Below are 17902 nucleotides of genomic sequence, written 5' to 3'. Positions count from 1 at the left end.
CGATGGCGGCGGGGCTCACCCCTTCCCATCCCGAACAGGGCAGTTAAGCCCGCCAGCGCCGATGGTACTGCCTACATGGTGGGAGAGTAGGTCGCCGCCTTCTTCAGGGTCCGGTCCAGCAATGGGTCGGACCCTTCTTTTATGGTGAAGCCCTGGTGGGAGGGCCCGCCCGGTACGGGCGGGTAGGTCGCCGCCTTCTTGCAGAGACCCAACCTGAAAATAGGTTAGGTCTTTTTTTATTTAATTTTTTACGATTCAACCACATACCCTTATGCATTTAGCTAGTGTCATTCTAGAATAGATTTTTCTATTAGCAGTATTGAAATGCTAGGTGATCATCCTCCTTCTAAAATGAGTACAAATCAAAAACGCTTCACAATCTAGTGTAAAGCGCTTTCTTCAAAATAAACAAAAACAGAATTTAGTTGTGTGCTTCTGGGTTTAATTTTTGCATTATGCGGCAGGAAGATCCCCTTTTTCTTTAATTGGTAAACTGCTCGTTCCCATTAGGAATTTATCTACATGATGCGCTGCTTCTCTTCCTTCTGAAATGGCCCAAACTATTAATGATTGCCCTCTGCGCATATCACCCGCGACAAAAATGTTTGGCATATTCGTCTGATATTCATTTCCAAGGATATTACTTCGCTCATCCGTATAGAGCCCTAATTGCTCGCTCAAGGTTGTCTCAGGACCGGTGAAACCGAGAGCTAGTAGTGCCAAATCACAGGGCCATTCTTTTTCAGAACCTTCAATTTCTCTTAGTTGTGGTCGTTCTCCTGGGATCTTTATCCATTCGACTTCAACAGTTCTAAGTCCTTTCAGATTTCCTTCTTCATCACCGATGAATTCTTTGGTAAGAATGCTGAATTCTCGTTCACATCCCTCTTGGTGTGATGAGCTTTCTTTATATTTAAATGGCCAAAATGGCCAAGGATTTTCTTCGGTTCTGCTATCCGCAGGACGAGGCATGATCTCAAAATTAGTCACACTTTTGGCGCCATGTCTGTTGGAAGTCCCTATACAGTCAGAGCCTGTATCTCCACCACCAATGACAATAACATCTTTTCCTTTGGCGGAAAGCTCAGCGCTTAAATCCTGAAGACCATCAACCACTTGATTGTTATTTTTAAGAAATTCCATGGCCTGGGTTACTCCTTTGAGATTCGCACCCTTGATCGGTAGTGGTCTACGTTTGGTGGCGCCACCGCAAAGAACGACCGCATCAAAATCATACAGTTTTTCAACCGGGTAGTTTTTTCCGACCTCAACACCTGTTTTAAATGCAATCCCCTCGGCTTCGAGAATCGCAACACGACGATCGATAATATTCTTTTCTAGTTTGAAATCAGGAATTCCATAGCGGAGTAGTCCTCCAATTTTTTCATCCCTTTCGAAAACAGTTACCGTATGGCCAGCCCTATTCAATTGTTGAGCGGCGGCTAACCCTGCTGGACCTGATCCGACAACTGCCACCGTTTTTTCGGTTCGATTCGCTGGTGGGTTCGGGACGATCCATCCTTCGCTAAATCCTCTTTCCACAATATATTTTTCGATAAGCTCGATAGAGACCGAAGGATTGATGATTCCCAAAACGCATGCCTCCTCGCATGGCGCTGGACATAGACGTCCTGTGAATTCGGGAAAATTATTTGTGGCATGAAGAATTTGAAGTGCTTCTTTCCAGTTATTACGATATACAGCATCGTTAAAATCAGGAATAAGATTTCCTAGCGGACAACCGCTATGGCAAAAAGGAACGCCACAATCCATGCAACGAGCCCCCTGTTGCCGCAATGTTTCAGAGGGTAATTCTTTGGTGAACTCCTTATAATGCTTTTTTCGTTCTTCGACGGCTGCGTAGTCTTCCTTCGCCTTGTCGTATTCCATAAAACCTCTTATCTGTCCCATGATATTATGCTGTAATGGTTGTTGCGTTTTCTTTTTCCTTTGCAATTCGCTTTAGCGCAGCCTTATAATCGGTTGGCATCACTTTGATGAACTTTTTAGAATTGGTCTCCCATTCCGCTAGAATTTCTTTTGCCAGTGGACTTTCGGTGTATTTCACATGGTTGCTGACCAAGGTTCGTAATCGCTCCAGGTCTTCGGCTGATGGGTCTTCTAGGCCAATCATTTCCATGTTGAAATTACGCTCATCAAAATTGCTCTTTTCATTGTAGAGGAAGGCGATGCCTCCACTCATTCCCGCAGCGAAATTTCTGCCTATCTTGCCTAGAATCACTGCCTCGCCACCGGTCATATATTCGCAACCATGGTCTCCCACGCCTTCAACCACTGCTGTGGCCCCCGAATTTCTTACACAAAAGCGCTCTCCCGCGATGCCATTGATATAGGCCTCTCCACGAATGGCGCCGTACAGTGCCACATTTCCAATAATGATATTCGCTTCTGGTTTAAAATCGGCATTTGCCGGAGCTTTCGCTATCAGTTTGGCTCCAGAAAGTCCTTTGCCAAAATAGTCGTTGCTATTTCCTTCTATGGTCATTTGTAGTCCTCTGGTGGCAAAAGCACCAAAGCTCTGTCCGGCCGACCCTTCGAAATTAAGCAGTAAAGTATCTTCCGGAAGTCCTTGCGCCCCATGCTTCTTGGTTATTTCATTGCTCAATATCGCTCCGACTGCTCTATCTGTATTGTGAATATCAAAGTAGAGCGACATCGTCTCTTTTCTATAAATGGCAGGATGCGCCTTGCTAATAATATCAAAGTCAAGTACATCGTCTAAATGATGATCCTGCACTTCGGTATTGAAAAGTGAGGTGTCTTCTGCAACTTCTGGTTTGTAAAGAATTTTAGAAACATCAATTCCTTGGGCTTTATAATGTTTGATTGCAGAATTCATGTTTAGCTTCTGACTCTGACCGACCATTTCATTGATTGTTCTAAAGCCTAATTGGGCCATGATCTTTCGCAATTCTTGTGCAACGAAATACATGTAGTTGATAACATGCTCTGGTTCTCCCTTAAAATTCTTTCTGAGTTCTGGATCTTGTGTTGCGATACCCACTGGACAAGTATTGAGATGGCATGCGCGCATCATGATACAACCTGAAGCAACGAGCGGAGCTGTGGCAAAACCAAACTCTTCGGCGCCTAAGAGGCAAGCGACGGCAACGTCACGTCCTGTTTTCAATTGGCCATCACATTCAATGGCTACACGGTTCCGAAGATTGTTCAATACTAGTGTTTGTTGCGCTTCGGCGATACCGAGTTCCCAAGGTAAACCAGCATGTTTCAATGAGGTTAAGGGAGAAGCTCCGGTACCACCATCAAAGCCCGAGATAAGGATAACGTCCGCCTTAGCCTTTGCCACACCTGCTGCGATGGTGCCCACACCCACCTCTGAAACTAATTTTACATTGATGCGTGCTTCTCGATTCGCATTCTTTAGATCATAGATGAGTTGTGCCAAATCTTCGATCGAGTAAATATCGTGGTGTGGAGGAGGTGATATCAGACCTACATAAGGCGTTGAATTTCTCACTTCGGCAACCCAAGGGTATACTTTTGGTCCTGGCAGCTGTCCACCTTCACCGGGTTTAGCTCCTTGAGCCATTTTGATCTGTATTTCTCTTGCACTTGACAAATAGTCTATTGACACTCCAAATCTACCGGATGCCACTTGCTTTATTGCGCTATTCTTCCAATTACCATCTAGATCCTTATTAAATCTATTTGGGTTTTCACCGCCTTCGCCAGAGTTACTTTTACCTCCGATTCGATTCATGGCTATTGCAAGATTTTCATGTGCTTCTTGGCTAATAGAGCCGTATGACATTGCCCCAGTTTTGAATCGTTTTACAATTTCTGTCCATGGTTCTACCTCTTCCAGGGGAACAGGATTGAAATCAGTAAATTCGAACATCCCACGAAGGGTCATCAATTGTTTGCTCTGCTCGTTGATCAATTTTGAATAGACATCGTAGCTTTCAGGCTTATTTTGACGAACGGCTTGCTGTAATTTCGCTATCGTGGTAGGATTGAACATATGATGTTCGCCATTTCGCCGCCATCGGTATTCACCACCTATATTTAAATTCAACATGCCATCCACAGGAGCTGTCTTAAAGGCTTCCTCGTGCCTTTTGGCTATTTCTTTCTCAATTTCATAAAGACCGATCCCCTCAATTCGAGTGGGGGTATTGCAAAAATATTTGTTGATGAACTTTTCGTTCAATCCCAAGGCTTCGAAGATCTGTGAACCCCGATACGAATGAAGCGTCGAAATTCCGATCTTATTCATGATCTTGATGATGCCTTTGGCGATGGCCTTATTGAAATTTTCAATAGCATTTTCTGCTGAGATTCCTTCATAAGCATCATTAGATGCTTGTTCTTCGATGATCTCATTTACCATGTACGGATTGATGGCACTGGCCCCGTAACCAAAAAGCAGCGCAAAGTGATGCGGTTCTCGTGGCTCTGAGGATTCGACGACAATACCGAATTTTGAACGACTTTTCTTTCCTTTCAAGGAGTGGTGTACATACGAGGTTGCCAGTAACATCGGGATCGGGGCTTTATCCGATGAAACACCTCGATCTGATAGAATGATAATGTTGGCACCGGTGGTGACCGCTTTTTCCACCTCAGAAATAATATTATCAAGGGCCTTTTCGACACCATTAAGACCTTCCTTAACACGATAGAGGGTCTGTATCGAAGTAGCCTTGAAGTCAGGATGGTCTATGTATTTTATTTTATCCAAATCCTCGTTGGAGATGACTGGATTTTGAATCTTTAGTTTTTTTGCTTGTTCTGGAACAATATCGAAAATATTACGATCACCTCCGATGGCCAAGCTAGTATCGGTAACGATCTCTTCGCGAATGCCATCTAGTGGCGGATTGGTTACTTGTGCGAAAAGTTGCTTGAAATAATTATAGAGCAGCTGAGGCTTGCTAGATAGAACTGCCAAAGGGGTGTCAGTTCCCATCGATCCGATGGCCTCTTTTCCAGCAGTTGCCATTGGTGCTATGATGCTCTTAATATCTTCTTGGGTGTATCCAAAAACCTTCTGACGAGTGGCGATCTCCTCTTTTTCTACCGGAGTCTTATTCCCGGTATAAGGTACGTTGGCAAGTTGAAGTAGATTCTGATCAAGCCATTTGCGATAGGGTCGTTGGGTAACGATCTTTGTTTTGATCTCTTCGTCATCGATGATACGTCCTTCATTCATGTCAACCAAGAACATCTTTCCAGGCTCCAACCTCCCATGGACGGCCACATTCTCGGGTTTGATATCGACCACGCCCGTTTCTGACGACATGATCACATAGCCGGTCTTGGTCACCGTGTATCTCGATGGGCGCAATCCGTTGCGATCTAATAAGGCACCAATATAATTTCCATCTGTGAATGGAATAGAGGCGGGTCCATCCCATGGCTCCATGATGCACGCATTATATTGATAAAAGGCTTTTTTCTCATCGCTCATAGATAGATGTTTCTCCCAGGCTTCTGGCACGAGCATCATCATCACCTCTGGCAATGAACGTCCTGTGGCTAGGAGGAGTTCGACGACCATATCCATCGAGGCAGAATCCGATTTTCCCTCCAATACCACTGGGGGAAGCTTTTTTAGATCATCGCCTAACAATTCACTGGCAAAGAGTTCTTCCCTGGCTTTCATCCTGCTAAGGTTGCCTCGTATGGTATTGATCTCTCCATTATGGCACATATATCTAAACGGTTGAGCCAAATCCCATGTTGGGAAAGTGTTGGTTGAGAATCGCTGATGAACTAAGGCCAAACGAGTCACTACCTCAGGTTGATTCAGGTCTGTGTAGTATCTATTGATATCCTCAGGAATCAGAAGACCTTTATATATGACGGTGTTTACCGATAAGCTTGGAAAATAAAAGTAGCTCGCTTGCGAGAGTCTTGAGTTCAAAACTTCATGTTCAGCAATTTTTCTTGCCAAATAAAGCTTGGTTGTAAACTGATGCTCTGTTAAGTCTTGACCATTTTTGCCTATGAACACCTGTTTAATGGCCGGTTCGGTAGTTGTCGCTATACTTCCAACATGCTCGTGTTCTACAGGAACATCTCTCCATCCTATAATGCTTAGGCCCTGCTCACGGATGCTTTTTTCAAAGGCATTGATGCAATATTCAGCCTGATTGCTGGCCTTTGGGAGAAATACCATACCCAGCGCATATTCTTTTTGCGCGGGAATTTCGAAATCACAATCTTTTTTAAGAAAGTCGTGAGGGATCTCAATGAGTATCCCAGCACCATCACCTGTCTTTCCATCGGCACTTACTGCACCCCTGTGCTCCAATCGTACTAGAATGTCCAACGCCTTATGAATAATATCATTGGTACGTTTTCCATTTAGGCTGCAAATAAATCCAGCGCCACAGTTGTCATGTTCGAATTCGGGGGAATATAGACCTTGTTTTTTGGGAAACATATTTTAGTGATTTTTCACTAATTTAAATCATGAATAAGAAAAAATTCAATGATCTTGCAATATGTTTTAAAGAAATGTAGCGTATGTAAAATTATGGTATAAATAATGCAAAGTGATACTTCCGAAACCGTTTGCGTTATAAAATGCTGAAATTTTAGTGAAAAATACAACCGTTACGTACTTTTTTTAAGGGGTATTGTCATCGAAAACTGTAAATAAATGATTGAAACCCTAAAAAATATATGGTTACTCATTGGTTTTTATAAAAAACCAAGCGATTGCCCCCTTAAAAAAGATGATTAAAAAAAACGTCCTTGATTTGATAAGGACGTTTTTGCAAAAATATCAATTTATGGCTTGCTAGTCTTTTAAAATGCTACGAGAGATTACGATTTTCTGGATCTCGGAAGTTCCCTCATAGATCTGTGTGATCTTCGCATCTCGCATCAGTCGCTCTACATGGTATTCTTTTACAAACCCATTTCCACCATGAATTTGAACCGCTTCTACCGTATGTTCCATGGCTACTTTGGAAGCGTATAATTTAGCCATCGCACTGCTACGATCGTAATTGTTTCCGTTATCTTTATCCCAGGCTGCTTTCATCACCAAATGGCGTGCCGCCTCAATTTCGGTGTACATATCGGCCAGTTTGAAGGCAATGGCCTGATGATTGCATATTTCTATTCCAAATGCTTTGCGAACCTTCGAGTACTCCTTGGCCAATTCATAGGCTCCTGAAGCGATACCTAATGCTTGTGCGGCGATGCCTATCCTACCTCCAGAAAGAGTCTTCATGGCGAATTTGAAGCCAAAGCCGTCTTCACCGATCCTATTCTCTTTTGGGACTTTTACGTCGTTGAATTGAAGTGTATGTGTGTCGCTTCCACGTATTCCCAATTTGTCCTCTTTTGGGCCAATATCAAAACCAGGCATGCCTTTTTCGACGATAAATGCATTGATTCCGCGATGTCCTTTTTCTCTATCGGTCTGGGCAATTACTAGATACACATCAGAACGTCCACCATTGGTGATCCAGTTTTTTGTTCCATTGATGATGTAATGATCCCCTTTATCAATGGCGGTTGTGCGCTGCGAAGTAGCGTCCGAACCTGCTTCGGGCTCACTTAGACAAAAGGCACCAGTATATTCGCCAGTGGCCAATTTTGTCAAGTATTTTTGTTTCTGCTCTTCGGTGCCATAGGCCTCTAATCCATAGCATACCAAGGAATTGTTGACCGATACGATCACTGAGGCTGATGCGTCTATTTTGGATAATTCCTCCATGATGAGCACATAGGATATCGAATCCATACCACTTCCGCCATATTTCGGATCTGTCATGATTCCCATAAAACCAAGCGCACCCATTTTCTTCACAAGTTCTTGGGGAAACTCTTGTTTTTCATCTCTTTCTATAACGCCCGGAAGCAATTCATTTTTAGCAAAATCTCTGGCCGCATCACGGATCATCAAATGCTCTTCGGTAAGACTAAAGTCCATAATATTGTTGAATCATTAAAAGGTTCTCAAAAAATGCGCTCAAAGATAGTGCTTTGTTGAGAATTTTTCAATTGGAAAGCATTAATTTTATCCCTATGGAGGTCCAGTACTATAACGTTTTAGGTGTCATGTCGGGCACATCGCTCGATGGGGTGGATCTAGCATGGATTCAGCTTGAGAAAAATAACGGTTGGAAGTTCAAGATCCATCAGGCTACAACCATCCAGTATTCGGCAGAATGGAAACAGCGACTAAAGGAGGCGGTGCACTATTCTTCCTTAGAATTGAAGCAACTCGATGAAGATTACACCGAATTGCTTGCCAACATCATTTCAAATTTTCACATTGATCATCAGATTAAAGACCTGCACGCCGTTTGCTCACATGGGCACACCATCTTACATCAACCTGAAAATGGGATCACACTGCAAATTGGAAATTTACCGAAGTTGGCAATCATGATTGGCCAACAGGTCATCTGTGATTTTAGAGTACAGGATGTACAGCTAGGAGGGCAGGGCGCTCCATTAGTGCCTATTGGTGACAGGCTACTTTTTGCAGAATATGATTATTGTTTGAATCTAGGGGGTTTTGCCAATATTTCTTACGAAGAGAAGGAGGATAGGGTGGCATTCGATATATGTCCTGTAAATGTGGTGATGAATCATTTTGCGGAGGAGCTTTGTAAGCCCTACGATAGCGAGGGCAAAATAGCAGCCTCTGGTCGTGTGGACCAAGCCTTGTTGCTCGGCTTGAACTCATTGGGGTTCTATACAAAAGATCCTCCAAAATCACTAGGGTTAGAATGGGTGCAGGAACACATTTTTCCTATGTTAGAAGATTCAGGCCTTCAGGCGTCCAACGTGCTGCGGACATTCGTTGAACATGTGGCAATCCAAATCGCCGCAGTAATTCCTGAGGATACAACAGTGCTGGTCACAGGAGGTGGTGCTTATAACAACTTTTTGATCGAACGTATCAAATCACATGCTAATGCCAGGGTTGTGATTCCGTCAAAGGAGATCATCGAATATAAGGAAGCCTTGGTATTTGGACTTCTTGGAGTTCTAAAACTTCGTACAGAGATCAATTGCCTAAAAAGTGTCACTGGGGCCATCAAAGACCATTGTTCGGGGAAAATATTTAAACCATAAGATAATAGAGGAAAGAAACCGTTTTACTATTTTTATATTTGTGTTTCTTTACGCTGACTAACTACATGAAAGAATTACTTAAACGATACGAAGAGAAATCTCCCGAAATAGTTTTTAATTGGAAAGATCCAGAAACCGATGCAGAGGGTTGGACAGTCATCAATTCATTGCGTGGCGGTGCGGCTGGTGGTGGGACCCGGATGCGAAAAGGACTCGATATGAATGAGGTACTTTCTTTGGCAAAGACCATGGAAGTGAAATTCACGGTTTCGGGGCCTGCTATTGGCGGAGCGAAATCGGGCATCAATTTCGACCCGAGTGATCCACGCAAACGAGGGGTTTTAGAGCGCTGGTATAAAGCGGTCTCTCCGTTGTTAAAGAGCTATTACGGTACAGGAGGGGATTTAAATGTGGACGAAATTCACGAAGTCATCCCAATCACCGAAGAGTCGGGTGTATGGCATCCACAAGAAGGTGTTTTTAATGGACATTTTCAACCTAGAGAAGCGGACAAGATCAATCGAATAGGGCAACTGCGACTAGGGGTTATCAAGGTTTTAGAAAGCGATAACTATTCCCCCAGCTTAAAAAGAAAATTTACTGTGGCAGACATGATCACCGGTTATGGTGTTGCAGAAGCAGTGCGCCATTACTATGACGTCTATGGTGGCAGTGTTGAAGGCAAACGTGCCGTTGTGCAAGGTTTTGGAAATGTTGGTTCTGCGGCAGCTTTCTATCTATCGCAGATGGGAGCTAAAGTGGTTGGGATCATCGACCGTGTTGGAGGCGTCATAAAGGAAGATGGATTCTCCTTTGAAGAAATTAAGGAACTTTTCCTAAGGAAAGATGGGAATACATTAGTTGCGGACAACATGATTTCTTTTGAAGAGATCAACCGACGTATTTGGGAACTTCCAACAGAGATCTTCGCACCTTGCGCGGCTTCGAGACTAATTACGAAAGAACAGATATCCAAAATGATCGACACCGGTTTGGAAGTGATCTCCTGTGGGGCCAATGTGCCTTTCGCAGACAAGGAGATCTTCTTTGGGCCGATCATGGAATATACCGATGAGCGCGTTAGCTTAATTCCCGATTTTATATCGAATTGCGGTATGGCACGTGTTTTTGCTTATTTTATGGAGCGAAAGGTGTCTATGGAGGATGGGGCTATCTTTTCGGATACTTCAAACAGGATTAGACAGGCCTTACAGCAAACTTTTAAAAAAAGTGCTTCTAAAACGAATATCAGTAGCACCGCATTTGAGATAGCATTGAAACAATTAGTATAAACCAAAACCAACTCACTACATGGAAACCGTAATCATCATTGTCTTTGTATTGGGCTATTTAGCCATCACCTTAGAGCATAATTTGAAAATAGACAAACTGATACCGGCATTGATAATGATGGCGATATGCTGGGCGCTTATCGCTTTTGGATTAGACGATTTCACTACATGGTTTGATTCATCTCAGCATGGTTTGGTAGATGGCTATGCAGAAATGGGCCAAGAGGGGAAGCTTCATTTGATGGAAGAAACCTTATTGCACCATCTTGGAAAGACCGCAGAAATTCTAGTTTTCTTGTTGGGGGCAATGACCATTGTAGAGATCATTGACTATTTTAATGGTTTTGCTACGATCAAAGGTTTTATCAAGACCAAAAGCAAAGTTCGTATTCTATGGATCTTTTCTTTTTTGGCTTTTATACTTTCGGCAATCATAGACAACCTCACAGCGACCATTGTATTGATTTCGATCCTACAAAAAATTGTTGGTAAGCGTGAAGATCGATTGTGGTATGCTGGTTTGATAATCATCGCAGCAAATGCAGGTGGGGCTTGGTCTCCTATTGGAGATGTGACCACAACGATGCTATGGATAGGAAATAAGGTTTCTACAGGAAATCTGATCATCTATCTGTTATTGCCGTCATTGGTATGTATGGTGATACCGTCGTTGATCGCCTCCTTCTTGCCAGCATTTAAAGGAAAGATCGATGCCGATGACCTGGATGATAACAACGAGAATACAAGTAAGTTTGGTCCTACGATGTTGTACTTGGGCCTCTCCGCGATCGTTTTTGTACCTGTATTCAAAGTGGTGACACACCTACCACCCTATGTCGGAATGATGTTATCCCTAGGAGTGGTGGCCACCTTTGCAGAGATTTACAGCAGCACGAAATTCAGTATTACAGAGCTAGGAGCAAAGGAAGAAAGCAAAGAGGCGGCCCATCACAGTCCAGTGCATCACTCACTATCCAAAATTGAACTTCCTAGCATCCTATTTTTCTTGGGTATTTTAATGGCCGTCGCTGCTTTAGAATCACTAGGACAGCTATTTGGTTTTGCCAATTATCTGCAAGATGCCATGCCGATGTTGGGTACCGAACTAGACGGGACACGTGTTTCTGACCTCGTAGTGATATTCCTAGGTTTTGGGTCGGCAGTTATAGACAATGTACCCTTAGTGGCAGCAAGTTTAGGAATGTTTTCAGAACCCATAGACAATCCGTTGTGGCACTTTATCGCCTACTCTGCAGGAACTGGAGGAAGCATGTTGATCATCGGTTCAGCTGCTGGTGTTGTAGCCATGGGAATGGAAAAGATCGACTTTTTCTGGTACCTTAGAAAGATATCTTGGCTAGCATTATTAGGATTCTTAGCAGGAGCAGTTGTGTTTGTTGTGATGAGAGCTATTCTATAATATAATTTATCCCCAATTTAATCGTTAACAACTAAAACCTAAAAGACATTATGCTATTATTTCAGGATGCGGCCCAAGATACATTGCAAGATGGGCTAATCGAAGAACAAACGCTATCGGTCATAGAATTGATCAGAAGCGGTGGTGTTGGTGGTCAAGTCATTATTGCCATGCTTTTTGTACTCCTTTTGGTTGCGCTATATATATATTTCGAAAGAATTTTGGCGATCAAAGGCGCTTCAAGGATCGACCCCAACTTTATGAATCAGATCAAGGATCATGTTTCTGGCGGCAAAGTCGACGCGGCACAGGTCCTTTGTGCGCAAATGAATACACCGGTATCGCGACTGATCTCCAAAGGGATTTCTCGTATAGGCAAACCGCTCGAAGATATCAACTCTGCGATAGAGAATGCAGGTAGATTGGAGATCTACAAGCTAGAAAAGAATATGAGCGTTGTGGCTACCATATCTGGAGTGGCTCCAATGATAGGGTTTCTTGGTACAGTTATTGGAATGATATTATCGATCTTTGAAATATCAAAGGCAGGAGGAAACATCGATATGAAATTGCTTTCAGGAGGATTGTATACTGCCATGACAACTACGGTTGCTGGATTGATCGTGGGCATTGTAGCCTATATGGCCTACAACCATATGGTGGTTCGCACCGATAAAGTAGTTCATCAGATGGAATCTAACTCCGTTGAGTTTCTAGACCTCTTAAACGAACCGATATAATGAATATTCGAGGACGAAATAGGGTCACACCAGAGTTCAACATGGCATCCATGACGGATGTGGTGTTCTTGCTGTTGATCTTCTTTATGATCGCCTCCACCTTGGCAAAGTATATGGATACCGTTGATATCAACCTGCCAAATGCCAGTGGAAAGAGTGAAAACAGAAAGACCGTTTCGGTGAGTATCAGTAAAGATCTCGTCTATTTTTTAGATGGAAAGAAAGTAACTGAACGCAGCTTGGAACGCAGGATAAAAGAAGCATTGTCCGGACAAGACAAACCCACTTTGGTATTACGAGCGGATAAGACAGTTCCAGTCGACAATGTGGTGAAGGTAATGGATATCGCAAATAAGAATAGAATAAAAGTGATATTGGCGGTAAAGCCAAAATAAATGGCATGGCTCAAGACAAAATATCAACGACAGTCAGCGGGTATTACTTCGGTAATAGCGGTGATCCTTTTGTTGCTATTATTCTTTGTTGGACTCAATTATTTTGACCCGCCGATAGAGTATGCCATGGAGGTTAATTTTGGCACTTCCAACGTGGGAAGCGGAAACAAGCAACCAAAGGCGCCTCTCAAGCCTGCGACCAATCAGCCAAAACAGAACACTCCAAAAGAAGCCGTTAAAGAAACCGTAAAAGAACAAGCTTCTACTAAAAGTGCCAATACAGGAGAAAAGGTATTGACACAGGAAGAAGCCGAGGCCATTGCCATAAGGAAGGCTGAAGAAGAGGCAAAAAGAAAGGCCGACGCCGAAGAAGCTAAGCGAATTGCATTAGAAGAAGCCAAACGGAAAGAAGAAGAACGAAAGAAGGCTGCCGAAGAGGCTAGAAAAGAACGTATCAGAAAAGAACAGGAGGCTAAGAAAGCAAAATTAGATGCCTTGATGGGTGGTATTGGAAAGACCGATGGTACTGAAACTGGAGGGGAAGGTGATGACAGCCAAGATGGTGATAAGGGACAAATAGATGGCAATCCATACGCCAACACATATTACGGGAACCCTGGTCCTGGCGGAGGAAGTGATTATGGCCTTAACGGTAGAAGTATTTACAAAACTGGCGAGGCTAAACAAAACTGCAACGAAGAAGGTCGCGTGGTGGTTGCCATTGTTGTCGACCAAAGCGGAAAGGTGGTCAGTGCGAAAGCTGGTGTGAGAGGTACTACAAACAATCACCCGTGTCTATTGGCCCCTGCTAAGCAAACGGCACTGGGATTTAGATGGAATGCTGATCAAAATGCTCCAGCGCAACAAAAAGGCTTTATCGTTATTAATTTCAGTCTTAGTGAGTAATATTACGGTATGAATTACCAAGAAACGCTCGATTGGCTCTTTGTGCAACTTCCCATGTACCAACGTCAAGGGAAAGCCGCCTACAAACCTAATCTTGATAATACGCACAAACTCGCCAAGCACCTCGGAAATCCCGAGAACAAATTCAAATCTATCCATGTTGCTGGCACTAACGGCAAGGGTTCTACAAGTCATATGTTAGCCTCGGTACTGCAGGAGGCTGGCTATACGGTAGGGCTCTATACCTCCCCTCACCTAAAGGATTTTAGAGAACGCATCAAAATAAATGGTAGAGAGGTTAGCAAGCAGTTCGTAATTCAATTCGTAAAAAGAAACAAAGCCTTCTTTGAAACTGAAAGATTGTCTTTTTTCGAGATGACAGTGGGCATGGCCTTTGAATATTTTGCTAAGAAAAATGTTGATATTGGCATTATCGAGGTGGGTCTAGGAGGAAGACTCGATTCAACGAATATCATTACTCCAGAAGTTTCTGTGATTACCAACATTGGGTTGGACCATACACAATTCTTGGGAAACACACTTCCGAGTATTGCCAAAGAAAAAGCGGGAATCATCAAAAAGGGTGTTCCCGTCGTGGTCAGCGAATTTCACGAAACTACATTCCCAATTTTTGAGGCAGTGGCCAAAGAGAAAAGCAGTATGTTGTTTCTGGCTGAAGAATCGGTCGATAAAAACTTCAAGACCGATCTGTTGGGGGATTACCAAGCAAAGAACATAAAGGCCGTAGTGCAGACCATTAAGTTATTGAAAGGTTTTAAGATTACAGAAAAGCATATACAAAATGGCCTGAGAAGTGTGGTTGCCAATACAGGCTTAAAGGGAAGATGGCAAATTTTGCGACAAGCCCCTAAGGTGATCTGTGATACTGCTCATAATAAAGAAGGGCTGACCCTTGTAATGGAACAGTTAGGCAAAGAACATTTTGAGAAATTGCATATTGTTCTAGGCATGGTCAATGATAAAGATGTCGATGCTGTGCTCCCTTTGTTTCCTAAGGATGCACAATTCTATTTTTGCGCCCCAAATGTTTTAAGAGGATTGGCCGCCGAAATTTTAAAATCAGCAGCGCAGAAGCATGGGCTAAAGGGAGAGGTATTCGATACGGTAGCTGCGGCATATGATTCAGCACTTCAAAAGGCGAAAAAGGAGGATGTGGTCTATGTTGGAGGAAGTACTTTTGTAGTAGCAGAAATAGTTTGATTTTTTCATCTTTTTCTTTTGGTAGAAGTCAAAACTGTCCTATATTTGCACCCGCAATCACAAATAAAGGGGTTGCGAATTATTGAGAAGGGCGCTTAGCTCAGTTGGTTCAGAGCACTTGGTTTACACCCAAGGGGTCGGGGGTTCGAATCCCTCAGCGCCCACATCAAACGAAAAGTCTGCACGAAAGTGCAGACTTTTTTATTTCTGGAAAAACTCAAAGCGCAGCTTTAGAAGTTTTGGAAGAAATAAAAAAGAGCATGCGAAGCATGGCAGACTTTTCAATTGCAGCAGCGGTCTCGCGATCGGGATGTTTTGCATGGCAAAGGAATCCCCGACCACGCCTTTAGAAGTTTTGGAAGAAATAAAAAAGGCCATGTGGAGCATGGCAGACTTTTCAATTGCAGCAGCGGTCTCGCGATCGGGATGTTTTGGATGACAAAAGAATCCCCGACCATTCTTTAGAAGTTTTGGAAGAAATAAAAAAGGCCATGTGGAGCATGGCAGACTTTTCAATTGCAGCAGCGGTCTCGCGATCGGGATGTTTTGGATGACAAAAGAATCCCCGACCATTCTTTAGAAGTTTTGGAAGAAATAAAAAAGACCATGTGGAGGATGGCAGACTTTCCAATTGCAGCAGCGGTCTCGCGATCGGGATGTTTTGCATGGCAAAGGAATCCCCGACCACGCTTTAGAAGTTTTGGAAGAAATAAAAAAGGCCATGTGGAGCATGGCAGACTTTTCAATTGCAGCAGCGGTCTCGCGATCGGGATGTTTTGCATGGCAAAGGAATCCCCGACCACGCTTTAGAAGTTTTGGAAGAAATAAAAAAGGCCATGTGGAGCATGGCAGACTTTTCAATTGCAGCAGCGGTCTCGCATTTAGGAAATCTAACTCGTTCAGAGCGACCTTCTCATATATGCTTGTACGTCTTTCAAGTCGCTGACTGACCGCTCGTTTGAATAGGTATTCAGAAAACTAAAAAGGGGTTTGAACTAAGAAGAGTTGTTTTTGAGCGCATATGGTATCTAAAAAATAGCCATCTTTAACTTTATAGTTGTTCAAGGGTTTTGAGAGCAATATGTTCATTCGATCGTATCATAATCATTAACCACTAAAACTCATAGCATGTCATTACTTACCATCATTTTGAATATTCTTTTACCACCTTTGGCGGTCTTTTTAAAGCATGGCATTGGAACTGCCTTTCTCGTAAGCATATTGCTAACACTGATCGGCTGGTTGCCAGGAGTCATCCATGCCTTTATTGTCAATCAGTAAAGCGGGGATGTTGTTGAACGGCGTCATTGGCGTTAACAAAGCGATGCCGAAACTTAGGTGGTTCAGCATCGCTATTCTTCTGCGAAGAATTTTTTTATCTCTCTTTTTCGATGTAACTGATATATTCTTCAGCTAGACTGCCCTTCTGATTATCCGATAGCACTTTTCCTGCCATTTGAAAAACTTCGTGTTCCTCCTCTTCAAGATGATGTTCAACTCTCTCTTTTAGATCTTTGGCAATCTTAAGCCAATTGGAAGCCGAATGGTCTGTTTCTTCTAGCTTTTCTATAAACTCATCGATCTCGTGATGCTCGGCAATACTGTGGCGTGCCTTTTCTTGTGTTTTATCACTATCGATAAGAGGGACGTAAAAGTATCGTTCTTCGGCGTCGGCGTGAATGGAGAGTTCTTTTTTAAGGTCCTTGAATACTTGAGTCCTTTTTTTTGTGTCACCAGAGGTTTCAACCAATTCTTTCAACAATTTTCGTTGTTTATCATGATCTTTGCGCAATGCTTCAAAAATATTCATCGTTTATAGTTTTAAATTAAAAAAATGACCGCCCTGATAGTCGTAGAGGCCATTTTCAGCAACCAACTAACGGCAATTAAGATATACTAACTTGTGAAAATTACTCTCGAGTTTTTCAAGTCAGATTTAAAGGAATTGACATCCTCCCAGTCTACATCGAAAATCGGGAGTTTTCCGGCTTCTGTCTCTGCATCTACATCAACTTCAGGAAGCTTGACCTGTTTTTTCGTTGAACATCGCAGCTAGTGAATAGAGGGTAAATCAACGCTATTCCGATAAAATTTCTAATAATTTTTGGTTTTTGATTAAAGTGCTTAAGATTCTCAAAGGTTAACAAACACAAGTTGATGACTATGGTATGAGAACTATTAAAAATCTTCGATTTATTTCGATATCGTAAAAGTAGTTTCTGAAGTGAGATAAAATGTGTGCAAATGCAATTTTCCTTGACTGTACCAAATGGACCATAACCCATTATAGATGATGATACCTTCCCCACATCTTTTAATTTACGTTTGGACCTCCTCTATGGTATCTGCTATATCAGATTTTGTAAAGAAGACTTCCTAGTATTTATGGTTGCGATTACTTTTCTATGGGCTATAGACTATGTTCATTCTCTTTTCAACTTCAAAATTTGGGGTGACAAATTTTCTTATTAGAAGGATATTTAATAAAAAAGAGATGGGATTACACTTTGAAATATTCTAATATATCGATTATGATATAGTGCTTCAAGATAAAGATGGGCCCTTGATGAGAAGCTGTTCACAAAACTTTCAAGTAGATCAACTGTAAAAGAAAAGCAAGATATGTAAAAACAACTTTTGTTAGAACGATCTTTTTCCTATTTTCGCAGTTCTTAATGGGGTCATTAGCTCAGTTGGTTTAGAGCGCTGCCTTGACAGGGCAGAGGTCACCGGTTCGAATCCAGTATGACCCACATCAAGCGAAAAGTCTGCACATTTGTGCAGACTTTTTTATTTCTGGAAAAACTCAAAGCGCAGCTTTGGATGTTTTGGAAGAAA

The 17902-nt window shown here is 42.6% G+C and carries 14 protein-coding genes, 2 tRNA genes and 1 rRNA gene; 12 read left to right on the top strand and 5 right to left on the bottom strand.

Translation table 11 applies throughout. The annotated features are described in order from the left end of the window. A 5S ribosomal RNA gene (gene rrf / locus ACFQ1M_RS11505) occupies window positions 1-103 on the top strand; the annotation flags it as partial. 350 nt (window positions 104-453) lie between these two features. On the opposite strand, the gene ACFQ1M_RS11500 is transcribed toward rrf, so the two are convergent. The 3 genes from ACFQ1M_RS11500 to ACFQ1M_RS11490 all read right to left on the bottom strand — a co-directional run bounded on the left by ACFQ1M_RS11500 (window position 454) and on the right by ACFQ1M_RS11490 (window position 7936). After that, entirely contained in the window at window positions 454-1911 is a 1458-nt protein-coding gene (locus ACFQ1M_RS11500; protein WP_386408325.1) for a glutamate synthase subunit beta, read from the bottom strand. Between the two features lie 4 nt (window positions 1912-1915). Next, window positions 1916-6433: a glutamate synthase large subunit gene (gene gltB / locus ACFQ1M_RS11495; RefSeq protein WP_386408323.1), complete on the bottom strand. Its 4518-nt coding sequence runs from the start codon at window positions 6431-6433 to the stop codon at window positions 1916-1918. Window positions 6434-6793: 360 nt separating this feature from the next. Further along, window positions 6794-7936 (bottom strand): acyl-CoA dehydrogenase, encoded by a 1143-nt coding sequence (locus ACFQ1M_RS11490; protein ID WP_386408321.1) that lies wholly within the window; start codon window positions 7934-7936, stop codon window positions 6794-6796. Window positions 7937-7989: 53 nt separating this feature from the next. On the opposite strand from ACFQ1M_RS11490, the gene ACFQ1M_RS11485 reads away from it, so the two are divergent. The 8 genes from ACFQ1M_RS11485 to ACFQ1M_RS11450 all read left to right on the top strand — a co-directional run bounded on the left by ACFQ1M_RS11485 (window position 7990) and on the right by ACFQ1M_RS11450 (window position 15228). After that, window positions 7990-9090 (top strand): anhydro-N-acetylmuramic acid kinase, encoded by a 1101-nt coding sequence (locus ACFQ1M_RS11485; RefSeq protein ID WP_386408319.1) that lies wholly within the window; start codon window positions 7990-7992, stop codon window positions 9088-9090. A 65-nt stretch (window positions 9091-9155) separates the two neighbouring features. Beyond that, the gene (locus ACFQ1M_RS11480) at window positions 9156-10382 is read left to right on the top strand and encodes a Glu/Leu/Phe/Val dehydrogenase dimerization domain-containing protein (protein WP_386408317.1); all 1227 of its coding nucleotides are present in this window, start codon (window positions 9156-9158) and stop codon (window positions 10380-10382) included. 19 nt (window positions 10383-10401) lie between these two features. Next, window positions 10402-11802 carry a sodium:proton antiporter NhaD gene (gene nhaD / locus ACFQ1M_RS11475; RefSeq protein ID WP_386408315.1) on the top strand — a complete coding sequence of 467 codons (1401 nt, stop codon included), beginning with the start codon at window positions 10402-10404 and terminating at the stop codon, window positions 11800-11802. Window positions 11803-11852: 50 nt separating this feature from the next. Next, window positions 11853-12542 (top strand): MotA/TolQ/ExbB proton channel family protein, encoded by a 690-nt coding sequence (locus ACFQ1M_RS11470; RefSeq protein ID WP_386408313.1) that lies wholly within the window; start codon window positions 11853-11855, stop codon window positions 12540-12542. After that, the gene (locus tag ACFQ1M_RS11465; protein WP_386408311.1) at window positions 12542-12937 is read left to right on the top strand and encodes an ExbD/TolR family protein; all 396 of its coding nucleotides are present in this window, start codon (window positions 12542-12544) and stop codon (window positions 12935-12937) included. Before ACFQ1M_RS11470 ends, ACFQ1M_RS11465 begins: the two co-directional genes overlap by 1 nt. Further along, window positions 12938-13843 carry an energy transducer TonB gene (locus ACFQ1M_RS11460; RefSeq protein WP_386408309.1) on the top strand — a complete coding sequence of 302 codons (906 nt, stop codon included), beginning with the start codon at window positions 12938-12940 and terminating at the stop codon, window positions 13841-13843. It begins immediately after the preceding gene. A 9-nt stretch (window positions 13844-13852) separates the two neighbouring features. Continuing rightward, a complete protein-coding gene (locus tag ACFQ1M_RS11455; protein WP_386408307.1) occupies window positions 13853-15064 on the top strand; it encodes a bifunctional folylpolyglutamate synthase/dihydrofolate synthase in 1212 nt (403 codons plus the stop codon). Between the two features lie 89 nt (window positions 15065-15153). Then, window positions 15154-15228: transfer RNA gene (locus tag ACFQ1M_RS11450), tRNA-Val, on the top strand. A gap of 37 nt (window positions 15229-15265) precedes the next feature. Here the strand turns inward: ACFQ1M_RS11450 and ACFQ1M_RS11445 are convergent. Then, a complete protein-coding gene (locus tag ACFQ1M_RS11445) occupies window positions 15266-15637 on the bottom strand; it encodes a hypothetical protein (RefSeq protein WP_386408305.1) in 372 nt (123 codons plus the stop codon). A 42-nt stretch (window positions 15638-15679) separates the two neighbouring features. On the opposite strand from ACFQ1M_RS11445, the gene ACFQ1M_RS11440 reads away from it, so the two are divergent. Together ACFQ1M_RS11440 and ACFQ1M_RS11435 are read left to right on the top strand one after the other, a co-directional pair. Beyond that, window positions 15680-15874 carry a hypothetical protein gene (locus ACFQ1M_RS11440; protein ID WP_386408303.1) on the top strand — a complete coding sequence of 65 codons (195 nt, stop codon included), beginning with the start codon at window positions 15680-15682 and terminating at the stop codon, window positions 15872-15874. Window positions 15875-16192: 318 nt separating this feature from the next. Then, a complete protein-coding gene (locus tag ACFQ1M_RS11435) occupies window positions 16193-16345 on the top strand; it encodes a YqaE/Pmp3 family membrane protein (RefSeq protein ID WP_386408301.1) in 153 nt (50 codons plus the stop codon). A gap of 94 nt (window positions 16346-16439) precedes the next feature. On the opposite strand, the gene ACFQ1M_RS11430 is transcribed toward ACFQ1M_RS11435, so the two are convergent. Continuing rightward, window positions 16440-16874 carry a hemerythrin domain-containing protein gene (locus ACFQ1M_RS11430; protein WP_386408300.1) on the bottom strand — a complete coding sequence of 145 codons (435 nt, stop codon included), beginning with the start codon at window positions 16872-16874 and terminating at the stop codon, window positions 16440-16442. 868 nt (window positions 16875-17742) lie between these two features. Between ACFQ1M_RS11430 and ACFQ1M_RS11425 the strand changes: the two genes are divergently transcribed. Next, a tRNA-Val gene (locus ACFQ1M_RS11425) sits at window positions 17743-17817 on the top strand. Window positions 17818-17902: the final 85 nt, after the last annotated feature.

Source organism: Sungkyunkwania multivorans (assembly GCF_042675645.1).
Lineage (GTDB): Bacteria > Bacteroidota > Bacteroidia > Flavobacteriales > Flavobacteriaceae > Sungkyunkwania > Sungkyunkwania multivorans.
Note: the sequence above shows the minus strand (reverse complement) of the source record. Positions and strands in the feature narration are given on the sequence as shown.